Genomic DNA, 11,318 nt, shown 5'->3' with positions numbered 1-11,318 from the left:
CCATTCACCGCCACGACACGGCCCGTCGCGCTGCGCGCACCGCCCACCGTGATCTCCGCCCCGCGCAGCGCGTTCAGCAATGCCGATGGCGAGCCCAGCGCCGCCTGGTCGAACGGCAGGTCACGGAACACCTGCGACAGCGGCTCGCGACCCGGCAGGCTCAGACCCCCGACACCGCCCTTGTCGTCATAGACCACCAGGCTCTTCAGCACGTCGTCGACCTGATCCAGGTTCACCGTCAGCTTCAGCGTCGCGTCGTTCTCCACCGACGCCTCGTACTCGAAATACCCCACGCCCCCCGACGACAGCATCACACGCTTCAGCGCCAGCTCCTGCGCCAACGCCGACGTCGACGCCAGCAGCGTCGCCGTCAGACCCGCTACCGCCGCCAGGCGACGACCCGGCACCTTCTTCGCTTGTGACATGCGCATATCTCCCGGACAAAACCGAGCAGATACTCACAGCTGATCGTGACGATTTCGCGGCGCTCAGCGCGGCTTCAGAGCGTCCTGCAATGCCTCGAACGGCAAGGTGACACAGTCGTGCCGGCTGCGATACGGGCGCACGGGAGCAAACGCCGCAAAATCCCCCTCGCCCGCCGCCGTGCCGTCGAGGACAGCATCGATCTCGGCGCGCAGCGTGCCGATTTCCGCCTTCGGCAGGCCCGTGGCGCGCGCGGCAAGCGCCACCGCCGAGGCCTGGCAGAGGGCGCAGCCGCGCACCTGGTGAGCCAATTCGACGATGCGATCCTGATCATCCAGGCGCACGTCCATGGTCACGCGATCGCCGCATAGTGGATTATCGCGCCGGGCCGATGCCGTGGGCGCCTCCAGCTTGCCGGCACCCGCCCGGCTCTTGGCCAGCGCGACAATGCGGTCATGATACAGCGCGTCGCTCACGCAAACCTCCGCACGGCTTCATCCACGCCGGCCAGCAGCGCATCGATATCGCCGATGTCGTTATAGGGGGCGATGCAGACACGGGTCGTGCCGGCGATGTCGAAGCGTTCCATCAGCGGCTGCGCGCAATGATGCCCGGCGCGCACCGCCACGCCGAAGGAGTCCAGGATCTGCGCCACGTCATGCGGGTGGACATCGTCGAGCACGAAGGAGACCACAGGCAGGCGGCCTTGCAGCCCGGGCGGGCCGATCAACCACGCGCTGCGCACTGCCGCCAATCCGTCCATCAGGCGCTGGGTCAGCCCCATCTCGTGGCTGCCGATGGCGGTCCAGTCGAGCCCCATCATCCAGCGGCAGGCGGCACCCAGGCCGACGGCCGGACCGATCGGCGGCGTGCCGGCCTCGAAGCGCCGCGGCGGCGGCGCCCACGTGATCGCCTCGAACGTCACGCTGCCGATCATCGAGCCGCCGCCCATGAACGGCGGCATCGCCTCCAGCAGCTCACGCCGTGCCCACAGCACGCCGATGCCATTGGGACCATAGGCCTTGTGGCCCGCGAAGACATAGAAGTCGACACCCAGCGCCGGCAGGTCCACCGGGCCGTGCGGCGCCCGCTGGGCGCCATCCAGCATCACCTTGGCACCCACGCCGCGCGCCGCGGCCACGACCGCAGCGACGTCGACGACAGCGCCGGTGACGTTCGACACATGCGCCACCGAGATCAGGCGCGTGCGCGCGTTCACGACCTGCGGCAGGGCCGCGACATCGATGCGGCCCTCGTCCGTGACCGGCAACGGCCGCAGCTTCACGCCGATGCGCTGCGCCAGCTGATACCAGGGCACGATGTTGGAATGGTGCTCCAGCACCGACAGCACGATCTCGTCGCCGGGCTTCAGCAGGCTGCCATAGCTCTGCGCCACCAGGTTGATCGCCGCCGTGCAGCCGCCGGTGAAGATCACTTCCTCGGCGGGAACACCGCCCAGGAAGCGCGCGACATCGGCGCGGGCACCTTCGTAGGCCTCGGTCGCCGCCTCGGCCAGCGCATGCACGCCGCGCAGCACGTTGGCGCGCGCCGTGGTCTCGTAGAGGCGCACCGCGTCGAGGACAGCGTCCGGCGTCTGCGCCGAGGCGCCATTGTCCAAATAATGCAGCGCGTTGCCGTTCACCGGCCGCCCCAGGATCGGGAACTGCCGGCGCAGCGCCGCAACGTCGAAGCTCATGGCGTCTCCGTCTGCATTTCGGACCGCGCGCGTCCACGCGCGCACTCGCCCGTAGCGACAGCGGAGGGCGACCTGCGGTATCGGCGCTGACGCACCGATGCGCGCGTGGACGCGCGCGGTCCAAAACGAGGAACCCTCATGCCGCCTCCGTCGCGCGGGCGCGGAAAGCCGCCAGCGCTTCCGGCGTATCGAGGTCGATCAGCACGCCCTCGCTGCCCATCTCGACCTCGCACACGAGGTCGGCATGCTCGCCGATGAGGTGCTTGGCGCCTGAATCGCCCGACACGCCGGTCATCTCGGCGAAGAAACGACGATCCCACAGCACCGGATTGCCGCGCTTGCCGCCCACCGTGGGCACGCAGATCGAGCGGCCCTCGACCGGATTGAAGGCCGCGATCAGCCGGTCGAGCTGCGCCGACGATACCGCCGGCATGTCGCCCAGACACACCAGCACGCCGTCGACATCGGCAGGCAGCGCGCCCAGGCCAGCGCGCAGCGAGGCGCTGAGCCCGTCGGCGAAATCCGGGTTCTCGGCGAACCGGACCTTGTCGGCCGACGCGCCCAGCGATGCCACCGCCGCCTTCACCTCCGCCGCCATGTGGCCCAGCACCACCGTCACCGACACGGCCTGCGAGGCCAGCGCGGCGGCGACCGCACGCGCCACCATGGGCATGCCGTCGATCTCGGCCAGCAGCTTGTTGGGTCCGCCCATGCGGCTGGAGCGGCCGGCCGCCAGCACCAGCGCCGCGATGCGTGGGGCCCGCGGTGGCGCCTCAGCGGCCTGGCTCTCCTCCTTGGCGCTGGTCGCGGCACGCGGCACGCCGCGGCTGGTGGTCTCGGCCAGCAAGCCGCCGACGCCCATGCCCATCACCTCGCGCGGGCCGACCGGCAGGCGCGCCGCCAGCCGCTGCAGCACGTAGTCGAAGCCGTTGAACTTGGGTGATTTGGCGCAGCCGGGCAGGCCGATGGCCGGCGCACCGTCGATCTCGCCCATCAGCAGCAGGTTGCCGGGATCGACCGGCATGCCGAAATGGTTGATGCGGCCACCGGCGGCCTCGATGCCGGCCGGCACCGTGTCGCGCCGGTCGACGATGGCCGAGGCACCGGCGACGAGGAACAGGTCGCACCCTTCGGCCTTGAGCTCTTCGATCGCGCGCGCGATCGCGGCCTCGTCATGCGCCACACGCCGCTCGCCTTGCAGCGTGCCCCCGATACCCATCATGCGCGCGCGTGTCGTCTCGACGGCCTTGTCCAGCACCTTGGCGCGCGTGCCCGGCAGGCTGGTCTGCACCAAGCCGGCCTTGAGCGGCTGGAAGGCGGCGACTGCCACCAGAGGCGTGCTGCCGATCAAGTCCAGCGCCCGCTGCACCGCCGTACGTGGCGCGGCGAAGGGGATGATCTTGATCGTCGCCACCATCTGCTTGGGCGTGACCACGGCGAAGGCCGGCAAGGTCGCGATGGTGATCGCCTCGTTGAGCGCATTGAGCGCATCGATGCGCGCCACGTCGACCGTCGCGATCCCGGCAGCGCTGGCGAACAGGTTGGCGCGACCCGTGAATGGCGCCGTCGGCGTCAGGCCACCACCACCCGCGGCCAGGGCGATGGCGCGCGCCGCTTCGTCCTCGTGCACGTCTTCGGGATCGAGCGTGGCACCGACCACCCGCGTGATGCCGGCGCTCTTCAGCTTGCCCACGTCGTCTGCCGACAGGCGCCGTCCCTTGGCGAAGTTCAGCCCGCCGTCACGGTGCGCATGCGCCAGGATCGCACCTTCCGCCGCATCGATGGGAATCTCGCCGAACTTCATCTCACGGCCTCACGCTGCCCTGACCTTGCGCTCGGCAGGCTCGGTGAGCGCGGCGCGGGTCTGGATGATCTCGGCCAGGATCGAGATCGCGATCTCGGCCGGAGACTTGGCGCCGATGTTCAGCCCGACCGGACCGTGAATGCGCGCGAACTGCGCCTCGGTGATGCCGGCCTCGAGCAGCCGCGCCTTGCGCTTCTCGTGCGTGCGCCGGCTGCCCAGGGAGCCGACATAGGCGGCATCGGACCGCAACGCCACCTCCAGCGCCGGGTCGTCGAGCTTGGGATCGTGGGTCAGTGTCACGACGGCGGTGGTGTTGTCGGGCTTCAACCGCTCCATCGCCTCATCGGGCCAGTCCTGGATCACGGTGACGTTGGGGAAACGATAGTCGGCGGCAAAGGCACGGCGCGGATCGATGACAATGACGTCCAGGCCGGCCATCGCCGCCATCGGCACCAGCGCCTGCGCGATATGCACGGCGCCGACCACGATCAGCCGCGGCGGCGGGACGTAGGCATGCAGGAACACCTTGCCAATGCTGGTGTCGATCGTGTCGCTGCGGCCACTGGCCAGCGCCGCCCGCGCGGCGGCCACGACATCGGCGTGCGCCGCCAGCTCGCCGTCTGCAGCGTCGCCATAGACCAGGGCCTCGGCGCCGTCAGCGATGCGCTTGGCCAGAACGACGGCCCGTCGGTTCTCGCGTGCGGCCTGCACGGCCTGGAGGGTTTCGAGCTTCATGGTGCCGCTTCCTCTTGTTGTCCTGCGCCGCCAACCCTACCCCACGCGCTCGACGAACACCTGCACCTTGCCGCCACAGGCCAGGCCCACGTCCCAGGCCTGCTCGTCGGTGACACCGAAATCCAGCATACGCGGCTTGCCGTCCCTGATCGCCTCGACCGCCTCGCGGACCACAGCGCCCTCGATGCAGCCGCCGGATACCGACCCCATCATATTGCCGTTCTGGTCGACCACGAGCTGGCTGCCGACCGGACGCGGCGAGGAGCCCCAGGTCAGGGTGACCGTCGCCAGCGCCACGCCGCGGCCCTCGGCCTTCCATGAGGCGGCCGTCCCGAGAATGTCTTCCGCTGCCGTCGCTGTCGCCGCCATCTTCCCCTCCACAGGCTGCCGCCACGCTATATCTACGTTATATATAGTCCAGTATATCGCGCCTTCAATCGAGCCTGTCTTTGCGCGCCGGCAAGAATTCTCACGCGGCGCGGGCGCGGGCCTGCCACGCGACGAGGCCATCCATCCGCCGGGCGCCCGGCGCGCTCAGCGCGTCGACCAGCTCGCCCAGGCTATCGAGGTTGTGGACCGGCCGGAACTCATCGACATGGGCGATCATGGCCCGGTTGCCCAGGGAGCGTGGCTCGTAACCTTCATACCGCAGCAGCGGATTGAGCCAGATCAGCCGGCGGCAGGACTTGTGCAGCCGCTCCATCTGCTCGTCCAGCCCCACCGCGCCGTCGCGATCCAGACCGTCGGTGATCAGCAGCACCACCGCGCCCTGGCCCAGCACGCGGCGCGACCACAGCCGGTTGAACTCCTCCAGCGTGGTGCCGATGCGCGTGCCGCCCGACCAGTCCTCGACCTGGGCCGAGGCCTTGGCCAGCGCCACGTCGACATCCTTGTTGCGCAGCGCCCGGGAGATGTTGGTCAGCCTGGTGCCGAAGGTGAAGCAGTGCACGCGGTCGCGGTCGTTGGTGATGGCGTGCATGAAATGTAGGAACATCCGGCTGTACTTGCTCATCGAGCCGGAGATGTCGCACAGGATCACCAGCGGCGGCGGCCGGCGGCGCTGGACGCGCCGTGCCAGCTCGATCACGCCGTGCGGCTTGAGCGAGTGGCGGAACGTGGCCCGCATGTCGATCTTGGGCCCATGCGGCGACGGCGCCGTGCGCCGCGTGCGCGCCTCGCGGATCGGCAGGGTGAGGCGCCGGATCGCCTTCATCGCCTGCGCGATCTCGGCCGCCGACATCTGCTCGAAATCCTTCTTCTGCAGCAGCTCGCGGTCGGAGAAGGTCAGCGTCGCTTCCATCTCCACTTCCGGCGGCGTGTCGGTATCCTCCGGCGATTCACCCTGGCCGGGCTGCAGCGCCTCCTGCAGGCGCCGGCTCATCTGCTTCTGGCTCTCGGACGCCGCGCCGGTGTCGATCTGCGGCAGCAGCATGCCCATCATCTTTTCCAGCAGCTTGGGATTGCGCCAGAAGATGTGGAACGCCTGGTCGAAGATCTCGCGCTGGTCGCGCCGGTTCACGAACACGCTGAACAGCGTCCAGTAGAGATCCTCGCGCCGCTGCAAGCCGGCGGTCTCGACGGCACGCACCGCCTCGATCACCCGGCCCGGCCCGATCGGCAACCCGGCCGCACGCAGGGTGCGCGCGAAGTTCATGATATTGGCGACCAGCTTGCCTTCAGCGGGCGGCTTCTGGCTGGTGCTTGCGCTGTAAATCGTCTCGGACATGGCGTTACTCAACCATAGGTCGATTGTGAGATCGCCACTAGCGCTTCATCTTCCCCCGGAGGGGGAAGGTGGCGCGAAGCGCCGGAAGGGGGATGGTGCAATCCGTTGCGCCCTATCCGACAATGAGACCAACAGCCAATGATTTTGCGCGGTCTGCAGCTGCCCGCCTTCGCCGGGTGCCTTCGGAAGCCGAAGCTGTACTCTGGCGCGCCGTACGCGACTATCGCGGCGGTGAACTTCGCTTCCGCCGCCAAGTGCCCATTGATCGATACATCGCCGACTTCGCGTGCTTGCGCGAGCGGCTGATCGTTGAAGTTGACGGCAGCCAGCACGTCGAACAGGAAGCATATGATGCTGCCCGGACGCGGCAGCTCGAAGCGCTCGGCTTTCACGTGCTTCGATTCTGGGCATCCGACGTCATGCGAGACCCAGCTGCCGTAGTCGACGCCATCTGGATCGTCGTGCAGGACTTGCGCGCCAAACGCGGCGGAAGGAACCTCGCACCAACGCTCCGAACGCGTTGAAACATCCCCCTTCCACCCCTCGGGCACCTTCCCCCTCCGAGGCAGGGCATGCGCATATGCCACTCCCCTCATCCCGAGAGCGTGTGACTTAATCCTTCCCCCGGAGGGGGAAGGTGCCCCGAAGGGGCGGAAGGGGGATGCTTGAGCGAATTCGATGATCCTAAGCCACATCGAATCCGTTGCAACATCCCCCTTCCGGCGCTTCGCGCCACCTTCCCCCTCCGGGGGAAGGATAGGATCACAAGCTCCGAGCGTAGCGAGGGATGGCAGCGAGGTCATATGCGAATGCCCTGGCCTCCGGGGGAAGGAATGGGATTGGAGCGATTTCCTCATCACCCCGCCTGGCCGACCAGCATCTCGCTCTTGACGCGCTCCAGGATCTGGGCGGCTTCGCTGCCCTGCAGGCGCTGGATGTCGTCCTGGTACTTCAACAGCACGCCCAGCGTGTCGTTGATGGTGCGCGGATCGAGGTCGAGCACGTTGAGCTCGCTGAGCGCCGTGGCCCAGTCGATCGACTCGGCCACGCCCGGCGCCTTGAACAGGTCCATGCGCCGCAGCTCCTGCACGAAGCCCACGACCTGGCGCGTCAGCCGCGCCGGCGCGCCGGGCGCCTTCACCGCCAGGATCTGCTGCTCGCGTGCCGCGTCGGGATAGTCGACCCAGTGATAGAAGCAGCGGCGCTTGAGCGCGTCGTGGATCTCGCGCGTGCGGTTGGACGTGATCACCACGATCGGCGCTTCCGGCGCCTTGACCGTGCCCAGCTCGGGGATCGTGACCTGGAAGTCCGACAACACCTCCAGCAGGTAGGCCTCGAACGGCTCGTCGGTGCGGTCGAGCTCGTCGATCAGCAGCACCGGCGGCCCCTCGGGCTGCGGCTGCAGCGCCTCCAGAAGCGGCCGGCGGATCAGAAAGCGCTCGTTGAAGACGTCGTTGCCCAGCATGTCGCGGTCGACCGTGCCCTGCGCCTCGGCCAGACGGATCTCGATCATCTGCCGGGCATAGTTCCACTCGTAGACCGCCGAAGCGGCATCGAGGCCTTCGTAGCACTGCAGCCGGATCAGGCGACGGCCCAGGGTCTGGGCCAGCACCTTGGCGATCTCGGTCTTGCCCACGCCGGCCTCGCCCTCCGTGAACAGCGGCCGCCCCAGCTTCAGCGCCAGATAAAGGACGGTCGCGAGGCTGCGGTCGGCGACGTAGTCGCCGCCACGCAGCAGCTCCAGCGTGGCGTCAATCGAAGCAGGAATCCGGCGGGTCATTCACAAGCTCATGATCATGGGGCGGCGGATATTAACGGAGGCCGTGGCGCTGTCACAACGATTTGCCCATGCGGTTTTCGCGGCCCCGATGCCCCCTTCCGGGACCGATCGCAGAGCCGCTACAGTCGGTCGCAGCCGCCGAGGTCAACGCCAGGGGGAAATGCGCATGTACGACGATACGTTCAAGGGCAAGGTCGCCGTGGTCACCGGCGGCGCGCGCGGCATCGGCCTGGCCTGCGCGCAGAGCCTGGCCGGCCTCGGCGCCGGCGTGGCGCTGTGGGACCGCGATGCGGCAGAAGCCACCGCTGCCGCCGCAACCCTGCCCCGCGGCGCCGGCATCGGCATGGACGTGACGTCGGAAGCCGACGTCACCCGCGCCCTGGCCGAGACCGAGAAGGCCCTGGGGCCGGTCGACATCCTGGTCGCCAGCGCCGGCATCACCGGCCCCAACAAGACCGTGGCGGACTACGGCGTGGCGGAGTGGAAGCAGGTCATCGACGTCAACCTGGTCGGCCTCTTCCTGTGCAACCGCGCCGTCGTCCCGGGCATGGTGGCGCGCAAGTGGGGCCGCATCGTCAACATCGCCTCGATCGCGGGCAAGGAAGGCAACCCCAACGCCTCGGCCTACTCGGCCTCGAAGGCCGGCGTGATCGGGCTCACCAAGTCGCTGGGCAAGGAGCTGGCGGCCAGCGGCGTGCTGGTCAACTGCGTCTGTCCGGCGGCCATCAGGACCGACATCTTCAAGCAGATGACCGAGCAGCACATCGCCTTCATGCTGTCGAAGATCCCGATGGGCCGTTTCGCCACGGTCGAGGAAGCCGCCGCGATGGTGACCTGGCTGGCCTCGCCGCTCTGCAGCTTCAACACCGGCGCCGTCTTCGACCTCTCGGGCGGCCGCGCCACGTATTGATTTTGGACCGCGCGCGTGGACGCGCGCGGTCCAAAAGAATCACAGCGTCGGCACGACACCGCGGACGCTGGCCTCGACCATGCCCCGGATCAGGGTCTCGCGGTCGGACCAGGGGAAATCCGGCTCGGCGATCAGCGCCGCCACCAGGCCATGGCAGGCCAGGAAGCTCAACTCGGCGCAGGTCACCGGCGGGTATGGCAGACGGGTGCCTTCCTTGGCCACCGCCTCATAGACCTGCACGATCTTGCTGAACACCAGGGCGCCCTTGGCGCCGGGCCGGCTGAGGTCGCTGGTGTCGGTGCGATGCCCGGTGAAGCGCACTGGCTCCGGCGCCGTGGCTTCGAGAAACGTGATCCGATACTCGTCGGGGTGCTCCAGCCCGAAGCGGATATAGGCCTCGCCCATGCGCCGCAGGCGCTGGCCGGCCGGCAGCGGCTCGCGCTCGATCTCCTCCAGCCGGGCCAGCAGGCGCGCGAAGATGCGATCGCACAGCTCGATCAGGATCGAGTCCTTGTCCTTGAAATACAAATACAAAGCCGGCGCCGACACCCCCACGCGCTCGGCGATGCGCCGGATCGTCGTGGCGCGCACTCCTTCCTCCAGGAACAGCGCCTTGGCGGCTGCCAGGATCTCGTCACGCCGTGTGTGGCCCTCGCCCCGCGCCTTGCGGGAAGGCGTCTTTGTCGCAGCCGCCTTGCTAGAAAAACCCATTTCGTCCCCTTGACGCCCTCTCGCCCGTTTGTATGTAATCACTGCTAAGTTAACACTGTTCATATCGAATTCGAGGCGTCGCGTCATTTTACCGCTGGCGGCATGGCTGCGCCATCGGTGAGCCGAGGAGGAGCCCTGATGCGCATTCGACGGACCCTTCTGCTGGTCGGGGTGGCGGCCGTGGCCATCGCCGGCGGCACGGCCGGGGCCGTGATGTGGCGGTCGACGACGGCGGCGGCCAGCAAGCCGCCGGCCACGGCCGACGCTGCTGCATCGCCCCGCCCCGCCCGTGTGCAGGCGGTGGCCTTCCGCACCGAAACAAGACGCATGACCCTGGCCGGCGTGGTGACGCCCCGGATTGAGACCAACCTGGGCTTCCGGGTTGCCGGCAAGATCGTCGCCCGCGAGGTCGATGTCGGGGCCCGTGTCAGCACCGGACAGGTGCTGGCGCGGCTGGACCCGAACGACCTGGGGCTGGCACGCGACAACGCCGCCGCGGCGCTGGTCGCGGCCGAGGCCGAGGACGCGCGCGCCAGGGCCGACCTGGAGCGCTATGCCGGCCTGCGCGGATCGGCCGCCTTCGTCGCCCAGACCTACGACCAGCGCCTGTCGACAGCCAATGCCGCCAAGGCACGGCTCGACCAGGCCCGCGCGCAGCTGGCCACCGCCGAGAACAATCTCGGCTACGCCGCGCTGGTGGCCGATGCCGCCGGCGTCGTGACCGGCCTCTCCATGGAGGTCGGCCAGGTAGTGTCCGCCGGCCAGCAGGTGGCACGCCTGGCGCGCACCGAAGAGCTGGAGATCCTGGTCAACATTCCCGAGCAGCGCCTGGGCTTCGTGAGCGAGGCCACGGACGTCGCCTTCGAGCTGTGGGCGCAGCCGGGCGCCAGCTTCAAGGCGCGGCTGCGCGAGCTGGCGCCCGCCGCCGATCCGGCGACCCGGACCTATGCCGCGCGCTTTGCCCTGCTTGAGCGCCCGCCGGTGACGGCGCTGGGCATGACCGCGACCCTGGCCCTGGAGCGCCGCTCCGACGAGCGCGTGGCCGAGCTGCCGATCACGGCGATCTTCCAGCAGGGCGCCGCGCCGGCCGTGTGGGTGGTCGATCCCGCCACCGGCGCCGTCGCGCTGCGCCCCGTCACCATCCTGCGCTGGCGCGACGACACGGCCTTGATCGCCGCCGGCGTGAGCGATGGCGAGTTGGTGGTCACGGCTGGCGTGCACAAGCTCGATGCCGGCCAGCGCGTCACGCCCCGCCCGGCCGGCACAAGCCTCGCCCGCAACCAGGCCGGCGGCTGATTCACGTCATCCCGAGAGGTGTGTGGCTTAATCCTTCCCCCGGAGGGGGAAGGTGCCCCGAAGGGGCGGAAGGGGGATGCTCGAGCGAATTCGATGGTCCTAAGCCACATCGAATCCATTCGAACATCCCCCTTCCGGCGCTTCGCGCCACCTTCCCCCTCCGGGGGAAGGAAGAGATCACAGGCTCCGAGCGCAACGAGGAATCTCCCGCGAGTAGCGCAGGGTGCCCCTGTATCC

General features: G+C 68.9%; 11 protein-coding genes and 1 pseudogene. 3 read left to right on the top strand and 9 right to left on the bottom strand.

Annotation, left to right across the window (positions count from 1 at the left end):
• From FHP25_RS23680 to FHP25_RS23650, 7 genes and pseudogenes are all read right to left on the bottom strand, one after another.
• Positions 1-425, bottom strand: a pseudogene (locus FHP25_RS23680) (hypothetical protein); the annotation flags it as partial.
• A 63-nt stretch (positions 426-488) separates the two neighbouring features.
• Positions 489-899, bottom strand: a complete 411-nt coding sequence (locus FHP25_RS23675; RefSeq protein WP_147849439.1) for an iron-sulfur cluster assembly scaffold protein — start codon at positions 897-899, stop codon at positions 489-491.
• Positions 896-2,119 carry an aminotransferase class V-fold PLP-dependent enzyme gene (locus FHP25_RS23670; protein WP_147849438.1) on the bottom strand — a complete coding sequence of 408 codons (1,224 nt, stop codon included), beginning with the start codon at positions 2,117-2,119 and terminating at the stop codon, positions 896-898. The genes FHP25_RS23675 and FHP25_RS23670 overlap by 4 nt, the downstream gene beginning before the upstream one ends.
• A gap of 136 nt (positions 2,120-2,255) precedes the next feature.
• On the bottom strand, positions 2,256-3,923 hold the full coding sequence (locus FHP25_RS23665) for an NTP transferase domain-containing protein (protein WP_147849437.1): 1,668 nt from the start codon (positions 3,921-3,923) through the stop codon (positions 2,256-2,258).
• 9 nt (positions 3,924-3,932) lie between these two features.
• The gene (locus FHP25_RS23660) at positions 3,933-4,658 is read right to left on the bottom strand and encodes an XdhC family protein (RefSeq protein ID WP_147849436.1); all 726 of its coding nucleotides are present in this window, start codon (positions 4,656-4,658) and stop codon (positions 3,933-3,935) included.
• A gap of 36 nt (positions 4,659-4,694) precedes the next feature.
• Positions 4,695-5,027: an XdhC family protein gene (locus FHP25_RS23655; RefSeq protein ID WP_147849435.1), complete on the bottom strand. Its 333-nt coding sequence runs from the start codon at positions 5,025-5,027 to the stop codon at positions 4,695-4,697.
• Positions 5,028-5,127: 100 nt separating this feature from the next.
• Entirely contained in the window at positions 5,128-6,384 is a 1,257-nt protein-coding gene (locus FHP25_RS23650) for a vWA domain-containing protein (RefSeq protein WP_147849434.1), read from the bottom strand.
• 92 nt (positions 6,385-6,476) lie between these two features.
• Between FHP25_RS23650 and FHP25_RS23645 the strand changes: the two genes are divergently transcribed.
• On the top strand, positions 6,477-6,908 hold the full coding sequence (locus FHP25_RS23645) for an endonuclease domain-containing protein (protein WP_331461700.1): 432 nt from the start codon (positions 6,477-6,479) through the stop codon (positions 6,906-6,908).
• A 332-nt stretch (positions 6,909-7,240) separates the two neighbouring features.
• On the opposite strand, the gene FHP25_RS23640 is transcribed toward FHP25_RS23645, so the two are convergent.
• On the bottom strand, positions 7,241-8,164 hold the full coding sequence (locus FHP25_RS23640) for an AAA family ATPase (RefSeq protein WP_147849433.1): 924 nt from the start codon (positions 8,162-8,164) through the stop codon (positions 7,241-7,243).
• A gap of 160 nt (positions 8,165-8,324) precedes the next feature.
• On the opposite strand from FHP25_RS23640, the gene FHP25_RS23635 reads away from it, so the two are divergent.
• Entirely contained in the window at positions 8,325-9,074 is a 750-nt protein-coding gene (locus tag FHP25_RS23635; RefSeq protein ID WP_147849432.1) for an SDR family NAD(P)-dependent oxidoreductase, read from the top strand.
• Positions 9,075-9,113: 39 nt separating this feature from the next.
• Here FHP25_RS23635 and FHP25_RS23630 read toward each other — a convergent pair whose 3' ends face one another.
• Positions 9,114-9,785, bottom strand: coding sequence for a TetR/AcrR family transcriptional regulator (locus tag FHP25_RS23630; RefSeq protein ID WP_178133737.1), 672 nt, complete (start codon positions 9,783-9,785; stop codon positions 9,114-9,116).
• Positions 9,786-9,923: 138 nt separating this feature from the next.
• Here FHP25_RS23630 and FHP25_RS23625 point away from each other — a divergent pair, with 138 nt between their 5' ends.
• On the top strand, positions 9,924-11,081 hold the full coding sequence (locus FHP25_RS23625; protein WP_178133736.1) for an efflux RND transporter periplasmic adaptor subunit: 1,158 nt from the start codon (positions 9,924-9,926) through the stop codon (positions 11,079-11,081).
• The last annotated feature ends 237 nt before the right edge of the window (positions 11,082-11,318 follow it).

This window comes from Vineibacter terrae, assembly GCF_008039615.1.
GTDB classification, from domain to species: Bacteria; Pseudomonadota; Alphaproteobacteria; order Reyranellales; family Reyranellaceae; genus Vineibacter; species Vineibacter terrae.
The sequence above is the reverse complement of the archived record's forward strand: the minus strand, read 5'-3'. Positions and strand labels throughout refer to the sequence as shown.